This is a genomic window from Streptomyces diastaticus subsp. diastaticus (genome assembly GCF_011170125.1).
In the GTDB taxonomy this organism is placed as follows: domain Bacteria; phylum Actinomycetota; class Actinomycetes; order Streptomycetales; family Streptomycetaceae; genus Streptomyces; species Streptomyces diastaticus.
Window position 1 is genome coordinate 288,270 of the sequence record NZ_BLLN01000005.1, and the last position, 23,958, is coordinate 312,227.

At 74.7% G+C, this 23,958-nt stretch carries 22 protein-coding genes and 1 pseudogene; 9 read left to right on the forward strand and 14 right to left on the reverse strand.

Annotated elements, in window-relative coordinates:
* Window positions 1-89 precede the first annotated feature (89 nt).
* The 3 genes from Sdia_RS18950 (at window position 90) to Sdia_RS18960 (ending at window position 3,298) form a co-directional block, all read left to right on the forward strand.
* Window positions 90-1,157, forward strand: coding sequence for a hypothetical protein (locus tag Sdia_RS18950; RefSeq protein WP_100454064.1), 1,068 nt, complete (start codon window positions 90-92; stop codon window positions 1,155-1,157).
* Between the two features lie 83 nt (window positions 1,158-1,240).
* Complete coding sequence (pip, locus tag Sdia_RS18955) at window positions 1,241-2,200, forward strand: prolyl aminopeptidase (RefSeq protein ID WP_100454062.1); 960 nt, start codon at window positions 1,241-1,243, stop codon at window positions 2,198-2,200.
* 75 nt (window positions 2,201-2,275) lie between these two features.
* Window positions 2,276-3,298, forward strand: coding sequence for a P1 family peptidase (locus tag Sdia_RS18960; protein WP_100454060.1), 1,023 nt, complete (start codon window positions 2,276-2,278; stop codon window positions 3,296-3,298).
* Between the two features lie 21 nt (window positions 3,299-3,319).
* On the opposite strand, the gene Sdia_RS18965 is transcribed toward Sdia_RS18960, so the two are convergent.
* From Sdia_RS18965 to Sdia_RS19010, 10 genes are all read right to left on the reverse strand, one after another.
* The gene (locus tag Sdia_RS18965) at window positions 3,320-3,754 is read right to left on the reverse strand and encodes an RNHCP domain-containing protein (protein ID WP_100454058.1); all 435 of its coding nucleotides are present in this window, start codon (window positions 3,752-3,754) and stop codon (window positions 3,320-3,322) included.
* Between the two features lie 11 nt (window positions 3,755-3,765).
* Window positions 3,766-4,098, reverse strand: a complete 333-nt coding sequence (locus tag Sdia_RS18970) for an RNHCP domain-containing protein (RefSeq protein ID WP_100454056.1) — start codon at window positions 4,096-4,098, stop codon at window positions 3,766-3,768.
* Between the two features lie 275 nt (window positions 4,099-4,373).
* Window positions 4,374-5,789, reverse strand: a complete 1,416-nt coding sequence (locus tag Sdia_RS18975) for an NADH-quinone oxidoreductase subunit N (RefSeq protein WP_100454051.1) — start codon at window positions 5,787-5,789, stop codon at window positions 4,374-4,376.
* Entirely contained in the window at window positions 5,786-7,297 is a 1,512-nt protein-coding gene (locus tag Sdia_RS18980; RefSeq protein ID WP_100454050.1) for a complex I subunit 4 family protein, read from the reverse strand. The genes Sdia_RS18975 and Sdia_RS18980 overlap by 4 nt, the downstream gene beginning before the upstream one ends.
* 97 nt (window positions 7,298-7,394) lie before the next feature.
* Entirely contained in the window at window positions 7,395-9,227 is a 1,833-nt protein-coding gene (locus Sdia_RS18985) for a proton-conducting transporter transmembrane domain-containing protein (protein ID WP_100454047.1), read from the reverse strand.
* Window positions 9,224-9,529, reverse strand: a complete 306-nt coding sequence (gene nuoK / locus Sdia_RS18990) for an NADH-quinone oxidoreductase subunit NuoK (RefSeq protein WP_100454045.1) — start codon at window positions 9,527-9,529, stop codon at window positions 9,224-9,226. The genes Sdia_RS18985 and nuoK overlap by 4 nt, the downstream gene beginning before the upstream one ends.
* On the reverse strand, window positions 9,526-10,089 hold the full coding sequence (locus Sdia_RS18995; protein WP_124287778.1) for an NADH-quinone oxidoreductase subunit J: 564 nt from the start codon (window positions 10,087-10,089) through the stop codon (window positions 9,526-9,528). Before Sdia_RS18995 ends, nuoK begins: the two co-directional genes overlap by 4 nt.
* Window positions 10,090-10,132: 43 nt before the next feature.
* Window positions 10,133-11,017 carry an NADH-quinone oxidoreductase subunit H gene (locus Sdia_RS19000; RefSeq protein WP_100454039.1) on the reverse strand — a complete coding sequence of 295 codons (885 nt, stop codon included), beginning with the start codon at window positions 11,015-11,017 and terminating at the stop codon, window positions 10,133-10,135.
* Window positions 11,010-12,281, reverse strand: a complete 1,272-nt coding sequence (locus Sdia_RS19005) for a hypothetical protein (RefSeq protein ID WP_100454036.1) — start codon at window positions 12,279-12,281, stop codon at window positions 11,010-11,012. The genes Sdia_RS19000 and Sdia_RS19005 overlap by 8 nt, the downstream gene beginning before the upstream one ends.
* A complete protein-coding gene (locus Sdia_RS19010) occupies window positions 12,272-12,607 on the reverse strand; it encodes an NADH-quinone oxidoreductase subunit A (protein ID WP_100454034.1) in 336 nt (111 codons plus the stop codon). The genes Sdia_RS19005 and Sdia_RS19010 overlap by 10 nt, the downstream gene beginning before the upstream one ends.
* A 205-nt stretch (window positions 12,608-12,812) precedes the next feature.
* On the opposite strand from Sdia_RS19010, the gene Sdia_RS19015 reads away from it, so the two are divergent.
* Both Sdia_RS19015 and Sdia_RS19020 read left to right on the forward strand, forming a co-directional pair.
* Window positions 12,813-13,193, forward strand: a complete 381-nt coding sequence (locus tag Sdia_RS19015; RefSeq protein ID WP_100454032.1) for a DoxX family protein — start codon at window positions 12,813-12,815, stop codon at window positions 13,191-13,193.
* A 326-nt stretch (window positions 13,194-13,519) separates the two neighbouring features.
* Window positions 13,520-14,416 carry a fibronectin type III domain-containing protein gene (locus Sdia_RS19020; RefSeq protein ID WP_100454030.1) on the forward strand — a complete coding sequence of 299 codons (897 nt, stop codon included), beginning with the start codon at window positions 13,520-13,522 and terminating at the stop codon, window positions 14,414-14,416.
* Window positions 14,417-14,762: 346 nt separating this feature from the next.
* Here Sdia_RS19020 and Sdia_RS19025 read toward each other — a convergent pair whose 3' ends face one another.
* The 3 genes from Sdia_RS19025 to Sdia_RS19035 all read right to left on the reverse strand — a co-directional run bounded on the left by Sdia_RS19025 (window position 14,763) and on the right by Sdia_RS19035 (window position 17,926).
* Entirely contained in the window at window positions 14,763-15,323 is a 561-nt protein-coding gene (locus Sdia_RS19025) for a PadR family transcriptional regulator (protein WP_100454027.1), read from the reverse strand.
* Between the two features lie 89 nt (window positions 15,324-15,412).
* Window positions 15,413-17,443, reverse strand: coding sequence for an NADPH-dependent 2,4-dienoyl-CoA reductase (locus tag Sdia_RS19030; RefSeq protein ID WP_100454025.1), 2,031 nt, complete (start codon window positions 17,441-17,443; stop codon window positions 15,413-15,415).
* A 96-nt stretch (window positions 17,444-17,539) separates the two neighbouring features.
* Window positions 17,540-17,926 (reverse strand): hypothetical protein, encoded by a 387-nt coding sequence (locus Sdia_RS19035; RefSeq protein ID WP_229831289.1) that lies wholly within the window; start codon window positions 17,924-17,926, stop codon window positions 17,540-17,542.
* A gap of 271 nt (window positions 17,927-18,197) precedes the next feature.
* On the opposite strand from Sdia_RS19035, the gene Sdia_RS19040 reads away from it, so the two are divergent.
* The 3 genes from Sdia_RS19040 (at window position 18,198) to Sdia_RS19050 (ending at window position 21,478) form a co-directional block, all read left to right on the forward strand.
* Window positions 18,198-18,758: a rhodanese-like domain-containing protein gene (locus tag Sdia_RS19040; RefSeq protein ID WP_100454022.1), complete on the forward strand. Its 561-nt coding sequence runs from the start codon at window positions 18,198-18,200 to the stop codon at window positions 18,756-18,758.
* Window positions 18,759-18,857: 99 nt separating this feature from the next.
* On the forward strand, window positions 18,858-19,964 hold the full coding sequence (locus tag Sdia_RS19045; RefSeq protein WP_229831287.1) for a transposase family protein: 1,107 nt from the start codon (window positions 18,858-18,860) through the stop codon (window positions 19,962-19,964).
* Between the two features lie 224 nt (window positions 19,965-20,188).
* Window positions 20,189-21,478 (forward strand): MFS transporter, encoded by a 1,290-nt coding sequence (locus Sdia_RS19050; RefSeq protein ID WP_100454020.1) that lies wholly within the window; start codon window positions 20,189-20,191, stop codon window positions 21,476-21,478.
* Between the two features lie 22 nt (window positions 21,479-21,500).
* Here the strand turns inward: Sdia_RS19050 and Sdia_RS19055 are convergent.
* Window positions 21,501-22,227: pseudogene (locus Sdia_RS19055) on the reverse strand (IS5 family transposase); the annotation flags it as partial.
* A 781-nt stretch (window positions 22,228-23,008) separates the two neighbouring features.
* Between Sdia_RS19055 and Sdia_RS19060 the strand changes: the two are divergent.
* On the forward strand, window positions 23,009-23,911 hold the full coding sequence (locus tag Sdia_RS19060; RefSeq protein WP_189500222.1) for an alpha/beta fold hydrolase: 903 nt from the start codon (window positions 23,009-23,011) through the stop codon (window positions 23,909-23,911).
* Window positions 23,912-23,958: the final 47 nt, after the last annotated feature.

Below are 23,958 nucleotides of genomic sequence, written 5' to 3' on the forward strand. Positions count from 1 at the left end.
GAAGTGGATCTTACGAGCCCGCGTGCGGGCTCCCGGCGGGTTCCGGCCGGGCGGGGTCGGAAGCGGCCTGGCGAGGGGAGAATGCGCGCATGAGGACAGGGGCGGGCGGCCCGAGTCGGGCGCGCGGGGCGTCGGCGGCGGTGGCGACACCGGTGGCGCTGTCGCTGGGACTGCTGGTCGTCGCCGGGTGCCTGCTGGGCTGGTACGTGCCGGGTGCGCTGGCCGAGGAGGCGGCGTACCGCTCGGCGCCGTTCTGCCCGGGGGCTCCGGCGCCGACGGGGTCGCGGGAGTGCCTGGACGCGGTGCCGGGCACAGTCGTGGCCAAGGAGCCCGGCGGTGGGCGGGGCTCGCGGCTGCCCGGGCTGCGGTGGACGACGGACGGCCGTAGCGCGCCGTCGTGGGTGCGGCTGGAGGAGGAGGGCGCGCTCTTCTCCTCCGTGTCCCCGGGTGACCGGGTGCGGGTGGTGCGGTGGCGGGGCGCCGAACGCGCCGTGGTGGCGGGCCCGTTGCGGCAGGAGACGGCGGCGACGCCGGTGGACGGGCACCGGCTGCCGTACGCGGTCGGGCTCGGACTGGTGCCGCTTGGCGGAGTGTTCGGGTGGGTGGCGTACGGGTGGGCGCGGCGGCCGGAAGGGGCCGCGCGGGCCTCGTGGCCGGTGTCGGTGCCGATGGCCTGCGGGCTGGTGCTGGGGGCGGTGGGGTTCTTCGGGCCGCTGGTGACCGACGGGCTGCTCGACGCGCTGCTGCTGAGCGCCGGGACCGCGGTGCCGGTGCTCGCGGCGGGGGCGTGGCTGCTGCGTCGGCGGCGGAACCGGCCGCCAGGGCCGGTCGAGGTGCTGCCGCGGCTGCCCGGGCGGGAGCGGTGCTTCCCCGGCGCGGTGGTGGGCGCGGTGCCCTGCGAAGTGGCGGGATTCAGCACGCTGGTGGCGGGGCCGGAGGGGTTGGCGGTGGCGGCGGGTGAGGAGCCGGGCGCGGCCCGCTGCCGCGTACCGGGCTCGGTGGCGGCCGTCCGGGTCCGGCCACGGGCGCACACGGACGCCCGCGCGGTCCGGGCCGGGGCGGGTGACTGGGTGGTGGAGTGCCGGGACGGGGACCGGGAGGTGCTCGTGGTGGCGGCCAGGGAGGACCTGCCGTGGGTCCTGGGCGTCCTCCGGTGAGAGGGGCGGACCGACGCTCGGGAGCGGGGCGGGACTTGTAGGCTCGGCGCCTCGTGCCACCGTCGACCTCCTGGAGTGCCACCGTGTCCGTCCCTCCTTCTCCGCCGCCGGCCGGGGCCGAGCCGCACGACTCCGGGATGCTCGACGTGGGCGACGGACAGCGGATCTACTGGGAGGCCCGCGGCAACCCGCGAGGGAAGCCGGCTGTGGTGGTGCACGGCGGGCCCGGTGCGGGGTGCCCGCCCCGCGCACCCCGGGCGTTCGACCTGAGCCGGTACCGCGTCGTCCTCTTCGACCAGCGCAACTGCGGGCGCAGCACCCCCCACGCGTCCGACCCCTCGGTCTCACTGCGGCACAACACCACCGACCACCTGGTCGCCGACATGGAGCGGCTCCGGCGTCACCTCGGCATCGGCCGGTGGCTGCTGTTCGGCGGCTCCTGGGGCTCCACACTGCTCCTCGCCTACGCCGAGCGTCATCCGGAGCGGGTCGCCGAGATCGTCATCCCGTCGGTGACGACGACCCGCCGCAGCGAGATCGACTGGCTGTACCGGGGCGTGGGGCGGTTCTTCCCCGAGGCCTGGGACCGGTTCGTGGCGGGCTCCGGTACGGCGCCGGACGGGGACCTGGTCGGGGCGTACGCACGGCTGGTGGAGGACGCCGACCCGGCGGTGCGGGAGCGGGCGGTGGCCGACTGGCTGGCCTGGGAGGACGCGGTGGTCTCGGCGGAGGGGCAGGGGGCACCGTACGCGGGGCGGCCGTCCGACGCGCAGACGGCCATGGTCCGGCTCTGCGCCTGGTACTTCTCGCACGGCGCCTGGCTGGCGGAGGGGGCGCTGATCCGGGACGCCCACCGGCTCGGCTCCGTTCCCGGTGAACTGGTGCACGGACGGCTCGACCTGGGCGGGCCGGTGCACACCGCGTGGGAGCTGGCACGGGCCTGGCCCGGAGCGCGGCTGTCCGTGGTGGAGTCGGCCGGGCACCTGGGCGGCGCCGAGACGCTGGCGCGGGTACGGGCCGCCACGGACGGCTTCGTGGCCTGACGGCCCCTCGGCACGGGACGTAGAGTGCGGTCGGCCGCGGGGAGGTTCCCGTGCGGCCGGGCGGGAGGCGGACGGATGGCGGGCGACGGGCGGGGACGGGCGCTGCGGCTGCGGGACACCGGGCGGGCGGTGGGGCGGATGGTGCCGGGGCCGCTCAACGCGATCACCGACGTGCCGGGGCTGCTGGTGGGGCAGACCACGCTGGACGACGACGAGCGGGGGGTGTACTCGGGCGTGACGGCGCTGGTGCCGGTGGCGCTGGAGGAGGCGCGGGCGGTTCCGGCCGGGTTCCACATGGTCAACGGCTACGGCAAGTTCGTCGGCGCGACCCAGCTGATGGAGCTGGCGGAGCTGGAGACGCCGGTGCTGCTCACCTCCACCCTGTCGGCGTTCCGCGCGGCGGACGCGCTGGTGGGGTGGGTGCTGGACCGGTCGGCGGCACCCGTGACCTCGCTCAACCCGGTGGTCGGCGAGATCAACGACTCCTGGCTGTCGGCGGAGCGCCGCCCGGTGGGGGAGGCGCACGTACACGCCGCGCTGGAGGGCGCCGACGCGGGACCGGTGGCGATGGGCAACGCCGGGGGCGGCACCGGCGCCTGCGCGCTGGGTTTCAAGGCCGGCATCGGCTCGGCCTCGCGGAGGGTGCCGCTGGAGGGCGGTCCCGCCACGGTGGGGGTGCTGGTGCAGGCCAACATGGACGGCGACCTGCGGGTGGCCGGGCGGACCGTACTGCCCGAGGAACTGGGGCTGGAGCGGTCGGGCCACACCTCGCCGCGCGGGTCGTGCGTGGTGGTCGTGGCGCTGGACGTGCCGTGCACCGGGCGGCAGCTGGAGCGGATCGCCGCCCGCGGGGTGCTGGCGCTGGGCCGGGTCGGGGCGGCGTTCAGCCACGGCAGCGGCGACTACGGGCTCGCCTTCTCCACCCGGGTCGCCGAGGCTCCGGTGGTGCTCTCCCCCGGCGAGCTGAACCTGGTGTTCACGGCGGTCCTGGACAGCGTGGAGGAGGCGGTGGTCGACGCGCTGCTGGCGGCGCGGACGGTGCGGGCCCCCAGCGGCCGCACCGCCCACGCGCTGCCCCACTCGGTACTGCTGGGGTGAGCGGGGGCGCCTCGCCCGCCGCTACCTACCGGGCACCACCCCCGCCAGACGGGCCAGCCCCGGGTCGGCCAGGGGCCTGAGGGCGAGCCGGATCAGGGCCAGCGGGTGGTCGTCCCCGGCGGGCCGGTTGGCCTTGAGCGTGCCGCAGCCCCGGCACCGGTGGATGAGCAGCCACTCCCCGTCGTCGCGGACGGTGAGGGTCAGGGCGTCCATCGGCGCCCGGCACTCCTCGCCCCGGTCGCCGGGTGCCCGCCCGTCGACATGACGGCTGGTCAGGCAGTACGGGCAGTGGTTGCGGTGAGCGGTGCCGGGGGCGCGGACGGGGACGTCGCGGCGGCAGCCGAGGCAACGGAAGGCGTCGCCCCGGTGGCCGTGGCGCCCGTGCAGCACGTCTTTGGGCCGCTGGGCACGGCGGCCGGTACGGGGGTTGCGGCGGGCTCGGTCTCTGCGGGGCATCGGCGGGCCCCTCAGATCCGGCCGAGGAGGTCGAGCGGGAACGGCGGCTGGGCGAGCGGCCGGACCGCCAGGGCCATCAGCGCCACCTGGTGGTCGTCCGCGCGGACGGGCGAGGAGGTGAGCGTGGCGCAGGTGGTGCAGCGGTGGACGAGCCGCCACTCGCCGGGCCCGTGGACGGCGACGGCGAGCGGGGCCATGGAGGCGCCGCAGAGGCCCGCGTCGTCCTGGTGCCGGGCGTGCAGGCACTGGGGGCAGTGGTCGCGCGGGCCGTCGTAGGTGGACGTGCCGCAGGAAGAACAGTGGAAGGCGGTGGGGTCGGTGCGGTGTGTGGTGGTGTGGGACACCCGGATACTCCTGGCCGGTGCGGTGTGTGGTCGCGGGAACGGCGGGAGCAGGCCGAGCGGGCCTCAGAAGCCTGGTTCGACGGGCGGTGGTCCGGTCGGCGGACGGGTGTCCGCATCGCGGTGAGGCGCGCTCGGCGCGGGCCGGTTCATCAACACCTGCTCGGTTCGCGGGCACGGCAGCCGGGGGCGGCCGCGCGGAGTCGGGGACAGCGGTGAACGTAGCAACGGCGTGGCACGCGCCGCCACCGGTTTTCCCGCCTGCCGACGGCGGGCGGTCAGTGCGCCGCCGGGCCGGTGAGCAGGGCGAGGACCGGCCCGGCCGCGACGCCGAGGGCCAGGGAGGCGGCGGCCGCGGTGTGTGCGGTGCCCCGCGCGAGCCGGTCCGCGTTCCCGGTGGGCGGGGCGGGGCCGGGGGTGAACGCGGGGGCGAGCCAGCGCAGGTAGTAGAAGAGGGAGACGAGGGTGTTGGCGGCGGCGAGGACCGCGAGCCAGCCGTATCCGGCGTCGAACGCGGCGGCGAACGCCTCCAGTTTGCCGAGGAAGACCGCGGTGGGCGGGGTGCCGACCAGCCCCAGCAGGCAGACGGCGAGGCTGCCGGCGAGCAGCGGGCGGTGGCGGACCAGGCCGCGCCAGGTGTCGGTGGTGGTGGCGCGCGGCAGGGCGCAGACGACGGCGAAGGCGCCGAGGTTGGTCAGGGCGTAGGCGGCGACGTAGTAGAGGAAGGCGGGCTGGGCGAGGGCGGTGCGCCCGGCGACGGCGACGGGCATCAGGAGGTAGCCGACCTGGCTGATCGCCGAGTAGGCGAGCAGGCGGCGGACATCGCGCTGGAGGAGCGCGGCGAGGTTGCCGAGGGTCATGGAGGCGGCGGCGAGGGTGGCGAGCAGGGCCGGCCAGGGGACGGCGCTCCCGGCCAGGGGGACGGCGCCGAGGCGGAACAGGGCGGTGAGCGCCCCGGCCTTCGGCAGGGTGGTGAGCAGGGCGGCGACCGGCGGGGCGCTGCCCCGGACGGTGTCGGGCAGCCAGAAGTGGCCGGGGACGGCACCGGCTTTGACGAGCAGGCCGCCGAGGACGCCGAGGGTTCCGGCGGTGAGCAGCGCGACCGGAGCTGCTTGGGCGCGGGCGATCTCCGGATGGGCGGTGGTGCCGGTCGCGGCGTACAGGAGGGTGGTGCCGGTGAGCAGGACGACGCCGCCGAGGGCGCCGAGTACGTAGAACTTCAGGGCGGCCTCGGTGCCGGGGCCGTCCTTGGCGAAGCCGGCGAGGGCGTAGCCGGGGATGCTCGCCAGCAGGTAGGCGGCGGCGATCAGCAGGACGTCCTGTGCCCCGGCGAGAAGGAGGGAGCCGGTGGCGGTGAGCAGGACGAGGACGTGGTACTCGCTCTCGCGGGGGTGACCGCGCAGGGGGCCGAGGCTGAGGGCGGTGACCAGGAGGGTGGCCCCGCACAGGACGAGGCGGACGGTGGTGGTGAGGGGGTCGAGGGCGTAGGCGCCGCCGAAGGCGGTGGCGACCGGTCCTGGGGCGGCGACGACGGCGGCCGTGGCGGCGGCGAGGCAGGCGAGGGCGGAGAGGACGGCGACGGTGTACTGGCGGCGCCGGGGCAGCCAGGAGCCGAGCAGCAGTCCGGCCACGGCGGCCCCGGCGAGGAGGAGTTCGGGCAGCAGGCCGAGCGGGTTCTCGTCCGTCGCGGTCATCGGGCCAGCAGCTCCAGGACGAGGCCGGAGGCGGGTTCGACGGTGTCGAGGAGGGGGCGTGGGGCGAGGCCCACGAGGGTGGCGAGGGCCAGCAGCGGCAGGACGGCGGCGGCCTCGCGGGGGCGCAGGTCGGGGAAGGCGCGCGGGCTGCCGGGGGCGGATGGCAGGCGTGGCGGGCCGAGGAAGACCTGCTGGTAGGCGCGGAGCAGCAGGGCGGCCGTCAGGAGGATGCCGAGGACGGACAGGGTGGTGGCCACCGGGCGCGGGCCGAGGCTGCCGGTGAAGATCTGGAACTCGGCGACGAAGCCGGAGAAGCCGGGCAGGCCGAGCGAGGCGAAGAAGGCCACGGCGGTGGCCGCGGCGAGGACAGGTGCGGTGGCGGCGACACCGGAGTAGGCGGCCATGTCGTAGGTGCGTCCGCGTTCGTGGAGGGCTCCGGCGAGGAGGAAGAGGGCGCCGGTGAGCAGGCCGTGGCTGACCATCTGGGTGACGGCGCCGCTGACGGCGAGGGTACGGGCGCTCTCGCCGCCGGGCGCGGCGGCGGACGCGGCGGCGCCGAGGGCCAGCACGACGTATCCCATGTGGGTGACCGAGGTGTAGGCGATCATCCGTTTGAGGTCGCTCTGGGCGAGCGCGACCAGCGACCCGTACAGCACGGAGACGACGCCGAGGACGACCGCGACCAGCGCGTACCGGCGCCAGGCTCCGGGCAGCATCGGCATGGCGATGCGCAGGAGACCGTAGGCGCCCATCTTCAGCAGGACCCCGGCGAGGATCGCGGACCCGGCGGCGGGCGCCTGGGTGTGGGCCAGGGGCAGCCAGGTGTGGAACGGCACTGTCGGCGTCTTGACGGCCAGTCCGGTGCCGACGGCGAGGAGCACGAGACCGGCGGCGACGGGCCGCCCGGCGAGCGGGTCGGCGCGGGTCAGGTCGGTCATGTCGAAGGTGTGCGGTGAGGCGGCGAGGTAGAGGCCGATGAAGCCGAGCAGCAGGGCGAGGGAGCCGAGGAAGGTGTAGAGGAAGAACATCAGCGCGGCGCGGGCCGCCTCGGCGCGGCCCCAGCCGGCGATGAGGAAGTACATGGCGACGATGGACAGGTCGAAGAAGACGAAGAAGAGGATGAGGTCGAGGGAGACGAAGACCCCGAGGCAGGTGGTCTGGAGCAGCAGGAAGAGGGCGCTGTGGGCGCGTACCCGGCGCCGCTCGCGCCACGAGTGCAGCGCACAGGCGAGGAAGAGGACGCAGGTCAGGGCGATCAGGGGCAGGGAGAGGCCGTCGGCTCCGACGTGGTAGCCGACCCCCGCCGAGGGAATCCACCGCACCCGTGTCTCGTACGCGAAGCCCTCGGCGGCGCCGTGTTTGGCCCACAGGACGGCGGTGGCCGCGAGCAGCAGCGCGCAGGTCGCGGTCCAGGCGGTGCGGTGGACCGCGTCGGGCGTGGTGCGCGGCAGGGCGAGCAGCACCAGGGCGACGGCGGCGGGGGCGAACACCAGGACCGTGAGGAGCACGGCGGGGCCTTTCTGTCCGGTCTCGGCGGGGTGGGGTCACCGGGGCGCCGGTGCGGGGCGGCGCGTCGGGAGAGACCTCGCCCGCCGGGGCACTGGCTCACCGGACGAGGACGAAAACGACGGCGAGGGCGGTGAACGCGGCGACGGCTTGGGCCAGGTACTGGTGGAGCTGCCCGGTCTGCGGCCGCCGCGCGCCCGTGCCGGCCCGGCGGACGGCCGCCGCCAGCGCGTTCACCCCGTCCGCCAGGCCGCGCTCGGCGAGCCGGTCGGTGCTACGGGCCAGCGCGAGGGCGCCGTGGGCGACGGTGTCCGTGGCGCGTTCCAGGACCCGGGTGTCGAAGGCGGCGGCGAGGCGCGCGGCGGCCAGGACGGGGCGGACGACCAGGGCGCGGGCGGCGCGTTCCAGGCCGAGCCAGTCCGTGAAGGGGGCGGGCAGGTCGAGGCGCGGCCCGCCCCGCGACCAGGCCCACGCCGCGGCGGCGAGGGCGAGCCCGCCGGACAGGGCCGCCTCCCCCAGGTGGGGCGCGGGCCGGCCGCCGGAGTCGAGGGTGCGCTCCAGAGCGGTGCGCAGGGGTGGCAGGGCGAGCGGGGTGAGGGCGGCGCAGGCCAGCGCGAGCAGGGTGAGCGGGGCGAGCAGCGCGGGCCGGGCGGGGGGCGCGGTCGCGGGCGGGGGCGCCGGTCGCCACACGTACCAGAGGGCCTTGGTGCTGTAGACGGCGGCGAGGGCTGCCCCGGCGAGGCCGGTGGCGTAGAGCCAGGGGTCGCGGGTGAGGGCCGCGGCGAGCAGGACGTCCTTGGCGGCCCAGAGGGCGAGCGGGGGGAGCCCGGCGAGGCAGAGGGCGCCGGTGGTGAAGAGCGGGCCGAGGGCGCGGGGAAGGCGGGCGGCGCCCGCGAGGCCAGGGAGCAGACGGGTGCCGTAGGCGCTGAGCCAGGCACCGGAGAGAAGGAAGAGCAGGCTCTTGGCGGCGGCGTGGGCGAGGAGTTGGAGGGTGCCGCCGGTGGTGGCGCCCGCCCCTGCGGCCAGCACCATGAAGCCGAGCTGGGCGCAGGTGGAGGCGGCCAGGAGCTGTTTGAGGTCGCGTTGGGCGACGGCGACCAGGCCCAGCACGAGGGCGGTGGCGGCGCCGGCCCAGGCGGTCAGCTCCGCACCCCAGCCGGTGGCGGCCAGCAGCGGGCCGGTACGCAGCAGCAGGTACGCCCCCGCGGCGACCATGGTGGCCGAGTGGAGCAGGGCGGAGACGGGGGCGGGGCCGCGCATGGCGCCGGAGAGCCAGAAGCTGAACGGGAGCTGGGCGGACTTGCCGAGTGCGGCGAGGATGACGCCGGCCGCGGCGACGGAGCGCCAGGGCTCGTCGGTGCGGGCGAGGTCGTCGAGGGCGAGGGACGCGGCCCCTCCGGCGAGGCCGGCGCCGGCCGCGACGTAGAGGCCGAGGTCGCAGCCGCGGGTGGTGAGGAAGGCGGTGGTGGCGGCACCGGTGGCCTCCCGGTCGCGCCAGCCGTGGCCGATGAGTGCCCAGGAGGTGGCTCCCATGACCTCCCAGCCCGTCAGGAGGACCGGCAGGGTGGCGGCGGTGACGGTGGTCAGCATGGCGCCGGTGAAGATCAGCATCAGGCCGGTGAAGCGAGCCGGGGAGCCGGACGGGCCGAGACCGGCGCGGCCGGCGAGCAGCACCAGGGCCGCGACGGCGGCGACCGTGACGGCGAGCGGTGCGGAGAGGCCGTCGACGGACAGCCGGGCGGGCAGCCCCGGCAGGAAGGGCGCGGTGGCGTCGGCCCCGGCCCGGGCGGCGACGGTGGCCAGTGCGCAGGTGGCGACGGCGAGGACGGCGCCCGCGGTGGGGGCGGCCCGGTCGGCGCGGTGCCCGGTGAGCAGCAGGACCGCGCCGCCGGCCAGGGGCAGGGCCGGCAGCAGCCAGAGCGGGGCGCTCATCCGCGCAGCTCCGCGGCCTGGTCGGTGAGGTCCTTCTCACCGGTGCGGAACAGGGCGGTGACCACGGCGAAGCCGACCGCCATCTCCAGGGCCATCGCGGTGACCGCGAGGACGACGACGACCTGGCCGCCGGCGTCGGCGGGGGCGAGATGGCGCCAGGCGGCGGAGGCGGCGACGATCACGGCGCCGATCATCAGCTCCAGCCCCATCATCAGCATCACCACGGACTGCTGGGTCAGCACTCCGAAGAGGCCGGTGCAGAACAGGGCGGCGGCGAGCAGCAGCAGGAACGTGAGAGTCACCGGCCGACACCTCCGCGTACGGGATCGTCGGGCCGTTCGGCACGCAGGTCGTCACCCCACCGGTCGTAGCGGCCCCGCCGGGTGGCGAGGACGACGGTGGCGACGATGGTGGCGAACAGGGCCGTGCCGAGCGTCATCATGGTGAGCATCTGGGGCCCCATCAGGGACATGCCCAGTTCGAAGGTGGGGTCGGCCGGCGGCCGGCCGGTGGCGGCGGGCCAGTCGGCGGTGAGGATCCCGGCGGCGAGCAGGGCGAAGAGAGCGGCGCAGAGCACGGCGGCGGCGCGGGTGTTGTGGAGCATGGCCATGGGCATCAACCCGGCCGGGTTCATCATGAACATGATCATGAAGACGGCCATCACCGCCATCTCGACGGTCATCATCAGGATGATCACCACTCCGAGGTACTCCAGGCCGAGCAGCAGCACCTCCCCCGCGACGCACAGCAGGGCGGCCAGCAGGGCGAAGGTGGCGCGGGCCATCGAGTCGAACCGGAAGACCATGACGCCGGCCGCGACCGCGAACAGGCCGAGCGCCCACGCCAGGATGTCGTTCAGCACGGCGCGCCCCCACTCCTCGCGTCCGGCCCCGCCGGCCGCCGCCTCATGGCAGCACCACCACGGCGACGACCAGCGCCTGGAGGACCGCGAGCGGCGTCAGCACCACCCAGGCCAGTTCGGTGTACCGGTCCATGCGGACGCCCGGCAGGCGGCGGCGCAGCCACAGCAGCAGCGCGAGCACCGCCCCGGTCTTCACCAGGGTCCAGGCCCAGCCGGGCAGCAGCGGGCCGTGGCCGCCGCCGAGGAAGAGCGGGACGGCCATCGCGGCGGAGGTCAGCAGCAGCAGGCGGCGCCCGCCCAGGAGCAGGAGGCGGTCGGCGCCGGTCAGTTCGGACGCCACACCCCGGGCGAGGTCGCGTCCGGCGGGCTGGCCGAACGGCCCCCAGAAGGCCATGGCCGCCGCGCTCAGGAGGTAGAGCGCGAAGGCGGCCGGCATCCACACGGCGAACCACAGGCCGCGCTGCGCGTCGGCGATCTCCGTGACGCGCAGCGATCCCGCTCCGAGCGCGGCGGTGGTGAGGGCCAGCATGTGCGGGATCTCGTAGGCGAGGCCCTGTGCGAGGAAGCGGTAGCCGCCGACCGCCGACAGGGTGGAGCCGGGTCCCCAGCCGGCCAGCCAGACCGCCGCCCAGGCCAGCGCCTCCATGGCGTTGAACCAGACCACGCCGTCGCCGAGGTCGCTCACCGGGGTCGAGCCGAGCGGGACGACGGCGGCGGCCAGGACGGCGGCCACCGGCAGCAGCACGGTGCCGGTGCGCGTGGCGAGGGTGTCCGCCGCGACGGTGCGGCGCGGCTGCTGGACGAGCAGCCGCAGCACCTCGCGCGCGGGGGCGGCCGAGCGGGCGTCGGCGCACGCCACGGCGAGGGCGGCGGGGACGAGGAGGACCGGCAGGGCGGCGGCCGTCCACAAGGGCGCGGAGTCAGCCACGGGTCACCTCCCCGGCGGCCACCGGGGCGAGTTCGTCCGGGTCGGGGTCGAGGCTGGCGAGGGTGAGCCGGGCGGCGGCCAGTTCCGCGCCGCGCAGCAGGGGCGGCAGGACGTCCAGCAAGGCGCGGGAGGGCGGGCACCGCCCCGCCAGGCCCCCGCGCGGCCCCGCCGGGTCGTCCGGAGCGAGCGGCCGGGGATCGTCGCAGGCGGCGGCCGAGCGGGCGGCCTCGGTCAGCCACCGCACCGTCCGGTCCCAGGCGTCGCCGTCGGCGGCCAGTGCGGGACCGCCGATCCCGGCGGCCAGGGCCTGCTCACGCGGCAGGACCCCGATGCCGGAGGTCAGCCACCGCAGGGTCCGCGAACGCCCCACCCGCCTGGTCAGGCGCTCCACCGCGTGAGCAAGTTCGCGGGCGGGGGCGCCGGCGAGGGCGGCGTCCCGCAGGCGGCGGGCGCGGGCGGCGGCGTCCGGCCAGTCGGCCACCGCCAGGAAGCGTCCGAGGCTGTCGAGATGGGCGGCGCACCGGCGGCGCGCGGCCGCGCCCCGGCTCACGGGGGCCCCGGCCGCCGCCTGCCGCCAGGGCTCGTCCCAGAACGGTGGCCGGGGCGCGGGCGCTGCCTCGACGACCTCCACGCCGGTCACCTCCTGCACCACGTCGCCCTGGAGGGTGAGCCGCAGCACCAGACCGGCCGGCCAGTCGGGCAGCACGGGCCCGAAGGGGACGTGCAGGCGGTCCAGCCGCAGCCCGTCGCGGTCGTCGGCGCGCTCGGCCAGGGGGAGGCCGGAGATGAGCGCGGGGGTGTCGTGGGAGTGCGCCGCCGAGCCGTCCGCCCGGTCGTGGCCGCCGTGGTGGCCGGTGGGGCCCGGCGTTCGGCCGTCGTCGCGCACGGGCCCGCCGTTCCCCGGAACGTACGGTCCCGGGTCTTTGCGCGCGCGCTGCCGCTCTGGTCCGGCGGCGCCCCGCAGCAGCGCCGCGTGTCCCGCGTCCAGCGCCGCCCGGGCGCCGGGTGGGTCGTCGATCCGGACCAGGGCGCGGGGCTCGGCCAGGGCCGTCCACGTCCCGTCCAGCCACGCGGGCGCCTCCTCGCGGGGGCTGCCCACGAGCACCAGGAGGTCGGCGGCGGCCGGCGACGGGGCGTGCGGCCAGCGGCGGTCGCCCAGTTCACGCTCGACGGCGAGCCGGGCGCGGGTCGCTCCGGGGAGTACCGCGGTCAGTACGGCGGGGCGGGCCAGCGCGGCCTGCCGCAGCGCGCTCCTCAGCTCCACCGGAAGGCGCCCTCCCGCCAGGCGTAGGCGACGGCCGCCAGCAGGATGCCGAGGAAGAGGAACATCTCGACCACGGCCGGGGTCCCCGTCTCCCGGACCACCCGCACCCACGGGTACATGAAGAGCATCTCCATGTCGAAGGCGAGGAAGACCAGGGAGACCGGGTACCAGCGGACGTGGAAGCGGCTCGCGGGGTGCTCGGCGGGAGCCAGTCCTCCACTGAACGGCGGCAGCGCGCGGGCGGGTTCGCGGCGCACGGCGCAGAACCGCCCGGCGCCGTACAGGAGCAGGACGCCGAACAGGCAGACGGCGAGCAGCAGGAGCACCGGGCGCCCTTCCGCACCTGCCACGCGCGCTCCTCCTCATGGAACCTCCGCCGGTCCTCGGCCGGAGCCAGCATGCCAGCCGAACCTTCGCATTCGTTCCCAAAACGCCCCAGGGTACGGAGAATGGCGGGTGCGGCCGACCGCCTCCCCGCCGACCCGCCCCGTAGCCTCGGCGTGTCCCGACGCCGCTTCCCAGGAGGCCGCCGTGCCCGCACCCTCCCGCTCCGCCCTGCTCCTCTCCGGCCTGCTCGCCGCGGCGGGCGCCGCGCACTTCGCGGCGCCGAGGGGGTTCGACGCGATCGTGCCGAAGGCGCTGCCCGGCGAGCCCCGCCACTGGACACGGCTGAGCGGCGTGGCGGAGGTGGCGCTCGCCGCCGGGGTCGCGTACCCGCGCACCCGGCGGTCGGCGGCCGGACTCACCGGGGCGTTCTTCGTCGCCGTCCTCCCCGCCAACCTCCAGATGGCCGCCGACTGGCGCGACCGGCCCGCCCCGCAGCGCGCGATGGCCTACGCCCGGCTCCCGCTCCAGGTCCCGCTGATCCTGTGGGCGGAGTCGGTCAGGCGCGGGGCTGCGCGCCGGTCCTGACGCCTCGTCGGCAGGGCCGCACCCGCGCCTCCCCCGGGGGTCATTCCCGCCGAAACGTGCGGTCAGCGGACTTTCGGCTGCCACCGGTCCGCGGCCGCCTCTTGATGAAGGAGGGCCCGCTGTGCCATACAGGTCCAGACCAATAACTCCGGTGGAAGGCTGCCCTCGTGCGTGGAACTCCAGAACTCCCAGCCCCCACGGCCGCCGGCGCCCCCGCGGCGGGCCCGGCGCCGCGGCCCGCGCTCCCCCGGCGTGCCGCCCGGGTTCCGCTCCTGGTCGTGGCCGTGGCGGTGGCGCTCACCGGGTGTTCCCTGGGCGGGAGGACGGTGGAGCCGGACCGCCCGCCCACGGCGCCGACCGGGGTGACCGCCGTGGCCGGCAGCGCCACCTCGGTCCACGTGATGTGGAACCAGTCGACCGACGACAAGGGCGTCGAGCGGTACGAGGTACTGCTCGACGACAAGAAGGTCAAGGAGGTCCCGGCCGAGCGGCACATGGTCGACATCACCGGCCTGCGCCCCGGCACCGAGCAGGTCTTCACGGTGCGGGCTCTGGACACCGCGGGCAACGAGGGCCCGGCCAGCAAGCGGGTGTCGGTCACCACGCCGAAGCAGGGCCCCGAGGACACCCGCCCGCCGACCGCTCCCGCCGAACTGACCGCCGAGTCCGGCGGCAGCCGGGCCGCCACCCTGACCTGGACGGCCGCCAAGGACGACGAGGCGGTCGCCTCGTACGACATCTACCAGGGCGACACGAAGATCCACAGTGCCGGCGGGGACAGCACGTCGGCGGTGGTGACGGGGCTGCGGCCGGGCACCGCCTACCGGTTCACCGTCAAGGCGCGCGACGGCGCGGGCAACGTCTCGCCCGCCTCCCCCGAGGCCCCTCTCACCACGGCGGGGAAGGGAGCGCCCGAGGCGGGCGCCGCGCCGACGGAGCTGGTCGCGACCGCGCGGCACACCGGCGAGGGCCACTACATCGACCTGACCTGGGTGGCGCCGAAGACCGGCGGTGAGGTCACCGAGTACCAGATACGGCTGGACGGGAAGCAGGACACCAGCCTCGTCTGGGGCGGCGAGGTTCCCGAGGGGAAGGCCGAGTACACCTTCTTCGTGGGCAAGGAGGACGGGGTGAAGCACCGCGTGAAGCTGCGGGCCAAGCTTCCCGACGGCACCTGGGGCGGGTTCTCACCGGAGCGGACCGTGGTGACCGGGAAGGAGTGAGGGCGGCGCCGTCGGGCGGAGGCAGCCACCCACCAGCGGTGTCGCGCACGGGGACGGGTGCTCCGTGGGACGGGCGGGCCGTCGGTTCCGGCCACCGGCACGGGCCCCTGGGCCGGCGGCGCGCCGGGCGTCCCGCCGGTCTCCCGCCTCCCGGTCAGTCCGCCAGGCGCCTTCCCCGCCCGCTCCGCCCCGCCCGCTCCGCCCCCGGCAGCCCCGCACCGGCGGAGGCATTCGGGCCGCCCCACCCACCCCGGCCTTCGCACGAGGGGAGCGGGAGTGGGTCATCGTGAGCGGCCGCGCCGAGGGCCGCTGCAGGCGGCGGCGGGCGCGCGGCACTGAGCGTCCCTCAGGAAGGGGCCCCCGCCTCACCGGCCGGGCGCGCCAGTTCGTCGAGCGCCTCGGTCAGCCAGGTCGTCCAGAAGGTCTCCAGCTCGATGCCCGCCCGCAGGACGATGTGGCGCAGCCGGTCCTCGCGCGGCCGGTCCGGCACGGGAGGGAAATCCCGGCGCTCGATGGCCTCGTACTCGGCGAGCTGCGCGCGGTGCAGCTCCAGGTGACGGCTCAGCTCCTCCTCCAGCCCGACACCACCGACCACGGCGGCGGCGCGCAGCCGCAGCAGCAGCGGGTCCCGGACGGTACGGGGGTCCTGCGGCTCGGCGGCCCAGCGGGCCAGTTCCTCGCCGCCCGCCGACAGCACCTCGTACTCCTTGCGGCGGCCCCGGGCGGGCTTCTCGGTGGGCAGGGAGCGGATCAGCCCCTCGCGTTCGAGGCGGCCGAGCTCGCGGTAGATCTGCTGGTGGGTGGCGGACCAGAAGTAGCCGATCGACTTGTCGAAGCGGCGGGTCAGCTCCAGTCCCGAGGAAGGCCTCTCCAGCAGGGCCGTGAGGATCGCGTGCGGCAGGGACATGGACCAATCCTAAGGAGTGCGCGGGCCTGCCCGGGCCGGCCGCCGCCCGTACCCGGCCATGACGGCCGGGCACGGGCGGACACCGCGGGTCAGAGCGTCGCGGCCAGTTCGGTGCCCTGCTTGACGGCGCGCTTGGCGTCGAGTTCGGCGGCGACGTCGGCGCCGCCGATCAGGTGGGGTGCGCGGCCGGCCGCGCACAGCTCCTCGTAGAGGTCGCGGCGGGGTTCCTGACCCGCGCACAGGACGACGGTGTCGACCGGAAGCGTGCGCTGCTCGCCCTCGACGGTGAGGTGCAGGCCCTCGTCGTCGATGCGGTCGTAGGTGGCTCCCGCGACGGTGGTCACGCCCCGGTGGCGCAGCTCCGTGCGGTGGATCCAGCCGGTCGTCCTGCCCAGGCCCGCCCCGACCTTGCCGGTCTTGCGCTGGATGAGGTGGACGGTGCGCCCGGTGGCGGGGAGTTCGGGTTCGCGCAGACCGCCGGGGGTGGCGTACGTGGTGTCGACGCCCCAGTGGCGGAAGTAGGTGGCGGCGTCGCGGGAGGCCCCGTCGCCGCTGTCGGTGAGGTGGGCCGCCACGTCGAAGCCGATGCCGCCCGCGCCGATGACGGCGACGCGGCGGCCGACCGGCACCCGGTCGCGCAGCACGTCGAGGTAGCCGACGACGGTGGGGTGGTCCACGCCGGGGATGGCGGGGACGCGCGGGGTGACGCCGGTGGCGAGCACGACCTCGTCGTACGCGTGCTCGGGGAGGTCGGCGGCGGTGACGGACTTGCCGAGGCGGACGTCGACGCCGTGCTCGGCGAGCTGGACGCGGAAGTAGCGGATGGTCTCGTCGAACTCCTCCTTGCCGGGAACGCGCCGCGCCACGTCGAGCTGGCCGCCTATCTCCTCGGCGGCGTCGAAAAGGGTGACGGCGTGGCCGCGCTCGGCCGCGGAGACGGCGCAGGCGAGCCCCGCCGGTCCGGCGCCGACGACGGCGACGCGCTTGCGCAGCCGGGAAGGGGCGAGGACCAGCTCGGTCTCGTGGCAGGCGCGCGGGTTGACCAGGCAGCTGCTGATCCGGCCGCTGAAGGTGTGGTCGAGGCAGGCCTGGTTGCAGCCGATGCAGGTGTTGATGGTGTCGGCGCGGCCGCGCGCGGCCTTGGCGACGAAGTCGGGGTCGGCGAGGAAGGGCCGGGCCATGGAGACCATGTCGGCACGCCCGTCGGCGAGGACTTCCTCCGCGACCTCGGGGGTGTTGACGCGGTTGCCGGTGACCAGCGGGACGGTCACGGCGCCCCTCAGCTCACGGGTGACCCAGGTGAAGGCGGCGCGTGGCACCTGGGTGGCGATGGTGGGGACGCGGGCCTCGTGCCAGCCGATGCCGGTGTTGATGAGGGTGGCCCCGGCCTCCTCGATCAGCTTGGCGAGGGCGACGACCTCCTCCAGCGAGGAGCCGCCGGGGACGAGGTCGAGCATGGAGAGGCGGTAGATGAGGATGAAGTCCTCGCCGACCCGCTCCCGGACCCGGCGGACGATCTCCACGGGGAAGCGGACGCGGTTCTCGTAGGAACCGCCCCAGCGGTCCTCGCGGTGGTTGGTGCGCGCGGCGATGAACTCGTTGATGAGGTAACCCTCGGAGCCCATGATCTCGACGCCGTCGTACCCGGCGGAGCGGGCCAGGGCGGCGGCCCGGACGAAGTCCTCGACGGTCTCCTCGACCTCGTCGTCGGTGAGAGCGTGCGGGACGAAGGGGTTGATCGGGGCCTGGACGGCGCTGGGGGCGACGAGGTCCTGATGGTAGGCGTAACGGCCGAAGTGGAGGATCTGGAGGGCGATCTTGCCGCCCTCGCGGTGAACGGCCTCGGTGACGACACGGTGCTCGGCGGCCTCGGCCTCGGTGGTGAGGCGGGCGCCGCCCTCGGCGGAGCGGCCGCGGTCGTTGGGGGCGATGCCGCCGGTGACCATGAGGCCGACGCCGCCCCGGGCGCGCGCCGCGTAGAACGCGGCCATCCGGTCGAGGCCGCCGGGGGCCTCTTCCAGGCCGGTGTGCATGGAGCCCATGAGCACGCGGTTGCGCAGCGTGGTGAACCCGAGGTCCAGCGGGGTCAGCAGGTGCGGGTAGTCACTGGCGCTGCTCATGGCGGCCCTCCGTACGGCGATGTCGTACGGACAGTTCTAGAGGACACCCCCATCGTTGTGCAACTAGTTGCAGAAGGGAGTGGCAGCGGTCACGCGCTAGGCCCGGTGGGCGCCCGCGCCACCGCTCCCGCCCTGGCCGGCGGGAGGATCGTCGGAGAGAGGGGACGTCCCGAGGTCGAAGCCCTCGGGACCGAGCGGGTCCCCGCCGGCCTCGCTGCCGCCGTCGCGGACCTGCGCCACGTAGCCGAGGGGGAGTTCGTCGCCGTCGACCGTGATGGCCTCGACGGCCCCCGTGGCCGGGTCGATGTCGGCCTGGATGCCGGAGCCCACGTAGCGCGGGTAGCCGCTGGCACCGAGGTCGCCGGTGGCCTCGACCCGGGCCTCCCGGAGCGGGGAGCCGTGCTCCGGGCGCCCCTCCGGGTCGGTGAGCTGGGGCTTCAGGACGACGGTGTACCAGCGCGGGTGCTCGCTCATCTCGCTCATGGCGCGAGGCTAGCGGCCGGCGCGCCGGGGGCCGGCGCGGCGCGGAGGGGCAGGCCGGCCCGACACCCGGAAGGGGGCGTGGGCGGGGCGACGGGGGGCAGGTGCGGCGGCAGGGAAATCCCCCGCGCTTGATACGGTGGGGGGTATCGGAGGCGCTCGTTCAGACCGCCGCCTCCGCCCGTCGGGCGCCCGCCTCCCCGGCGGTCCGCCCCACGCGTCCGTGCACGCGTGCGGCACGCACCTTCCCCACCCGCTCCAGGAGGACGCCCCCGTGACCATCTCCCCCGCCGACCTCCACGCCCGCGAGACGCCGAAGACGCTCGTGCTCGACGTCCGGACGCCGGGCGAGTTCGCCGCCGGACATCTGCCCGGCGCGGTGAACCTGCCGCTCGACAGCGTCTCGGCGCTTCTGCCCGAACTGCAGGACGCAGCCGGGCGGCGTGAGCTGTTCGTGGTGTGCGCCACGGGCCGCCGCTCCGCCGACGCCTGCAACCGGCTGGCCACCGTCGGCATCCCCGCGACCGGCGTCGAGGGCGGCGTCAGCGGCTGGACCGCGGCCGGCCTGCTCCTCGAACCGGGGCCGGCTCCGTCCCGTGCGGTCTGGGCGATGGACCGGCAGGTCCGCTTCGCCGCCGGCTCGCTGGTCCTGACCGGCCTGCTCCTCGGCCGCCGCGCCCCGCGCGCCCGGCTCCTCTCCGCCGGGGTGGCGACCGGCCTCGTCTACTCCGGCGTCAGCAACACCTGCGGCATGGCGGCACTGCTGGCCAAGCTGCCCTTCAACCGCCCGGCGCCCACGGTGCTGGACACGGCCCGCGCCGCCCTGCGCGACTGAGCCACCCCGACCTCCGCGCGCGCGAGAACCGCCCCCGGCAGCGGCGGGTCGCACGCGCGGAGATCCCCCACCGCCGGCGGCTCGGACCACCTTCGCCGGATGACGGAACCTCCCCACCTCGCGGCGGTCCGCACGTCGTACGACACCGCCGTCGCCGAGCACGCCGCCCCCGTCGAGGATCTCGCCGCACTCACGAGCTCGTGCAAGGTTGGCGGTGACGTCGACCCTGCCAGCTCGTCAGGCCGTTCGCGGTGGGGATGCAGGCACGTGGGTGTGGATCATGTCGGAACGTCGGGGCACGGGCCTTTCAACGGCTGTGATTGCCGACTCGGTCGCGGAGTTGGGACCGATCTGGCAGGCACGCAGGGTTTCGAGCTACTCGACGGACCACGCCGGCGAGCGGTCGGAGCGGGCGCGAAGTACAAGCTGGTCTTCGCCGACCGGCTCCTGGCCACACTCGTACATCTGAGACACGGCGTCACCCACGACGTACTGGCCTGCTGGTTCCAGGTGGACCGGTCGACCATCCCCCGTGCCGTCGGCGAGATCCGGCCGCTCCTCGCCGGCCGAGGCTGTCGCATCGACGGTGGTCTGCGACTTCACACGCTTGCCGATGTGATCACCGGCCTCGGCGCCACCGGCCGGACCGCGCTGATGGACGCCACCGAGATCCGAGTCCGTCACCCGGGCGCACACCTCGGCGGACGCAGCCGCTTCATCTTTGGCAAGAGCCGCATCAACGCCATGAAAGCCCTCGTCGTCACCGACCAGCGCGGACGACCACTGTTCTGCGGCGAGGTCCGGGCCGGCTCCGTCGCCGACATCACCCAAGCCTGTGACACCGACGTGGTCGACCTGCTCGCCGACACCATTGACCTGCACATCCTTGCCGAAGCCGGCTACCAGGGCCTCGCGGCCCAAACCCACGGCCAGGTCGTCACCCCACCACGCAAACGCCGCGGCAAACACCTCGAACGCTTGCAATGGCTGATGGCACACCACGAAGCCGCCCGCTTCGCTCACTCCTCAGCCAGAAACCGCGTCGAGCACGGCACCGCCCACCTCAAGAAACTGGAGGACTCTCGCCCGACACCACACCCACCGGGACACCTGCCCGACACCATCAGAGCCATCGTCGGACTCCTGACCGACCAACAAGCAACCCACCACACGAAGGCACTCGCGCTGCACGTGCTGGCCGCGTGATCAAAAGGCCGACCGCAACATCAACACGTCTTCATCCCAACCATGCACGAGCTCGTTGGAATCCCTAACGAAATAGGACCTGGAGGTTGACGAGAGCGAGCAATTCTCCAACGGGTACAGCAGTCCTTCCGCAGCGGAGACCACGCCGACTGGGCCGGATGTCAGAGCCGTGTGGCACTGTCGCCTCGTGCTCATCTTCATCGTCGGATCGATCGGGGGACCCGATGGCGGCCAGTGATGAGGCGGCCGAGGAGACTAAGGAAACCGGTGTCGCCGCACTCCCGGGGGTGTACGACGAAAGGCACCGCGAGGACCGGCTGCCTCGGGCGTACACGCTGTGGCTCGTCGGCATCCTGGTGTCGCTCGTGGGCAATTCGGTCTTCTACTTTGCCCTCGGCTGGGCGGCCAGCGAGTATGGCGGGAGCGTCGCGGCGCTGGCCCTGAGCGCGATCACGCTGCCTCGCGTCCTGTTCCTTCTCGTCGGAGGGGCGGTCAGCGACCGCGTCAGCGCGCGCCGCGTGCTGATCACCAGCGACGCGGTGATGCTGATCTTCTCGCTCTTTCTCGCGGCTGTCGCCTACTCTCTGGGAGCTCCGCCCTTGTTGCTCATCGCAGCGGGCGTTGTGGTCGGCATCGTCGACGCGTTCTATCTGCCAGCTTCAGGGTCCATGCCCCGACGGTTGGTGGACAAGGCTCAGTTGCCTCGTGCGTTGTCCCTCCGGCAGGTCGGCGGCCAAGTGATCAACATGGGAGGCGGCCCGTTGGCCGGCGTGCTGGTCGGCCTGGCGGGGTTCGCGGGCGCCGCTGTCGTCAACGCGGTCACCTTCGCCTTCACTTTGGTTGTCCTGATTGCCGTCCGCCCCCAGCAGCACGTGCCTCCGGCTCCGAAGACGGACGGTCTCCTGAAGGAAGCCTTGAACGGGGTGAAGGTGGCCTTCTCCCATCCAGTGCTGCGCCCGGGGCTTTGGCTCACCGGGGCAGCAGCCGGTTTCCTGCTGCCCGTGCTCTCTCTGCTGGTCCCCCTGCTTGCACGCGAGGAGGAGTGGGGCGCGGGAGCCGCCGGGCTGGTGTTCGGAGCGCAGGGCGTGGGCATGGTCGCGGTCACCCTGGTGGTGGTGAAGCGCGGCCCACTGGGGAGGCCTGGTCTGATGGCGGCGAGCGCGCTGATCCTGGCGGGTGGGGGCGTGCTCGCGCTCGGCCTCTCCCCCAGTGCGACCGTCGCCGTCGGCGGCGGCCTGGTCATCGGAATCGGCAACGGAACCTTCTCCACGCACATCGCGCCGCTGGTCCTGGCGTCATCACCCGACTCCCACCTGTCGCGAATTCAGGCGGTTCTGGCGCTTGTGCAGAGCTTTGCCCTTTTACTGATGAACAACGTGCTCGGTGCGCTCGTCGACCTTCAGGGCGCCTCCGTCACCGTCGTCGTTTGTGCCGTCACACTCGTCAGCGTGGGGCTTACGGGTCTGGCCTCGGGCCCGCTCCGAAACGACCGAACGGGACTGACGCGTCGCTGACTGCAACCGCCGCTCGGAAACGCTACCGCAGCGTCTTCAAGCACCGCCAACAGATCAGAGCGCAGCCGAGGATGAGGAACGCTTCGTGGAAGTCGTCCCGTTTCTCCCAGATGCGAAGTCGGCGGAACCAGTTCAAGTGGGCGAACGCGCGCTCAACTACCCACCGTTGAGCCCCCAAGCCGGACCCGTGCGCGGCGCCGCGGCGGGCGATCAGCAACTTCACACCGAGGTACCAAGCGAGACGGCGGAACTTGCCGTGGTCGTAGCCGCGGTCGCCCAGCACGATGTCCGGACGGCGCCGGGGTCGGCCGCGTTTGCCACGCACGGGTGGCACCGACTGGAGCAGTGGAATGAGCTGAGTGACGTCGTTGCGGTTGCCGTCGGTCAAGGTGACGGCGAGCGGCATCAGGTGGCACCTACCGCCCGTCCCGCCCCGGTCGACAGGGCTTCGTCCCGCCTTTGAGCCCCTTTTAACGCCCGGATGCGGGAGCCGTCGACGGCCGCCCGGGAGAAGTGCAGGGCGTTCGCGCTGCGGAGTTCGGCGAGGAGGGCCTCGTGCAGTCGGGGCCACACACCGGCCTCGATCCACTCCGCCAGACGGCGCCAGCAGGTCATCCCCGAGCTGAAGCCGAGTTCCCGCGGTAGGTGTCCCCAGGCGATCCCGGTGTGCAGAACGAACAGGGTGCCCTGGAACACAAGCCGGTCCGGATGCCGCTTGCGCCCGGGTGACAAGTTCGGCGCTCGACCATGGGCAGCAGCAGCTCGATCACCGCCCCCAATTCGTCATCGACATACCACGACTTCGACCGAGCCACTCCATACCCCCGGATCAACAGCCCCAGAGCGATCCAACCACCTTGAAGATCATTTTGTTAGGAGTCCTTCAGACCCCCCGCCCGCGCGACAACGACCGCGCTCGCCGAAGCCGGCCGGGCGACGGCAGTACCTGGCGGCACTCGGCGTTCCGGCGTTCGGCGTCGGCTTCTCCCGAAGAGGGTCGCGCCGGCCCGCGCCGCCCCTCCGGATTCGCGGTCCACCGTCGGCGCCACGCCCCGCACCGGACCTCGGTGACGACGCTCACGGCGGCGTACTGGCCCACCACTCGACCCACCGCACTCCGCCCGGGTCGCTCACCGCGCGTTCGCGGAGCCCCACCGCACCCCGGCTCTCGGCGGCCGCCTTCCGCCCGCAGACCAAGTGGACGCCGCCCGCACCACAGCCGGACGCACGCTACGGCGGCCATCCGTCTCGTACACCTCCCGCCGCCTGCCGCCGTACCCACCTGGCGGGACCTCTCGGCGAGGCCGCGTTCACCGCCGTCACCGCCCAGCTCGCGCAGGCGCCCGACGCGTGGCTGACCTGCGCTTCACCGGCCCCATCACCCACAAGCGGATCGGCGGCCGGACCGCCCGGCCGCCTCCACCCCGAGGAGCCTTGACATCACACCCACCAAACGAGACGATACGTCTCGTTGCGCTGATGGCCGGCGCATCACCCAGACCGGCCCGGCTTGAGGACCGAGGAGTACGCATGACCCCACCAGCCACGACACCCCGCACACACTGGATCGAACCCGTACCCGGCGTCCGCCTGTGGGTGGAGGAGCACGGCGACCCGGACGCCCCCGCCCTCCTCCTGGTGATGGGCGCCGCCAGTTCCGGACTCGCCTGGCCCGACCCGCTCGTCCACGGCCTGGCCCTGCGCCACCGGGTGATCCGCTACGACCACCGCGACACCGGCAGATCGACCTGGTCCTACGCCGAGCAGCCGTACGCGGTGTCCGACCTGGCGGGGGACGCGGTCGCGGTCCTCGACGCCCTGGGCGTGGAGCGCGCACACGCGGTCGGCATGTCGCTGGGCGGCATCCTCGTCCAGCTCCTGGTCACGGACCATCCGGACCGCCTGCTGAGCGCCACCGTGCTCGGCACCTGCGCCGCCAGCGAGGCGCCGTGGACTAGGGCCGACGGCACCCGGGCCACCCCGGCCGACCTGCCGCCCGTCGACCCACGGCTGATCGAGGCGTGGTCCCGGCCCCCCGAGGAACGGGACGAGGCAACGGAGATCGAGCACCGGCTGCGCCACTGGAAGCTGCTCAACGGCGACCAGGTCCCCTTCGACGAGGCGTTCTTCCGCGACCAGGAAGAGCGGATCATCCGCCACACGGGCCACAGCGGGGCCAGTACGGCCCATGCCCAGGCCGACCAGTCCGGCCTGGTGCGCACCGCCGGACTGGCCCGCAACCAGGTGCCGTTCCTGGTGATCTCCGCACCGGCCGACCCGGTCTACCCGCCCGGGCACGCCGTGCACCTGAGCCAGGCGGTGGGCGCCGCCCGGCTGGTGGAGGTCGCGGGCCTGGGCCATGCGCTGCCTCCGGCGGTCTGGCCCCGGCTGGCCCGCGCGATCGAGGAGCACACGGCGCGAACCGGATCGTGAACGGCCGACGGCGCCCGGGAAGCCCGTCCGCGTCACGGCAGGGTCGG

Excerpts from the sequence above, each read along its gene's own strand:
- Sdia_RS19035 (WP_229831289.1), bottom strand. The coding sequence starts at position 17,926 with ATGAGCGAGATGAGCGAGCACCCGCGCTGGTACACCGTCGTCCTGAAG.
- Sdia_RS19025 (WP_100454027.1), bottom strand. The coding sequence starts at position 15,323 with ATGTCCCTGCCGCACGCGATCCTCACGGCCCTGCTGGAGAGGCCTTCC.
- Sdia_RS18960 (WP_100454060.1), top strand. The coding sequence starts at position 2,276 with ATGGCGGGCGACGGGCGGGGACGGGCGCTGCGGCTGCGGGACACCGGG.
- Sdia_RS18965 (WP_100454058.1), bottom strand. The coding sequence starts at position 3,754 with ATGCCCCGCAGAGACCGAGCCCGCCGCAACCCCCGTACCGGCCGCCGT.
- Sdia_RS18950 (WP_100454064.1), top strand. The coding sequence starts at position 90 with ATGAGGACAGGGGCGGGCGGCCCGAGTCGGGCGCGCGGGGCGTCGGCG.
- Sdia_RS19030 (WP_100454025.1), bottom strand. The coding sequence starts at position 17,443 with ATGAGCAGCGCCAGTGACTACCCGCACCTGCTGACCCCGCTGGACCTC.
- Sdia_RS19050 (WP_100454020.1), top strand. The coding sequence starts at position 20,189 with ATGGCGGCCAGTGATGAGGCGGCCGAGGAGACTAAGGAAACCGGTGTC.
- Sdia_RS19045 (WP_229831287.1), top strand. The coding sequence starts at position 18,858 with ATGACGGAACCTCCCCACCTCGCGGCGGTCCGCACGTCGTACGACACC.
- Sdia_RS18985 (WP_100454047.1), bottom strand. The coding sequence starts at position 9,227 with ATGAGCGCCCCGCTCTGGCTGCTGCCGGCCCTGCCCCTGGCCGGCGGC.
- Sdia_RS19060 (WP_189500222.1), top strand. The coding sequence starts at position 23,009 with ATGACCCCACCAGCCACGACACCCCGCACACACTGGATCGAACCCGTA.
- Sdia_RS18975 (WP_100454051.1), bottom strand. The coding sequence starts at position 5,789 with ATGACCGCGACGGACGAGAACCCGCTCGGCCTGCTGCCCGAACTCCTC.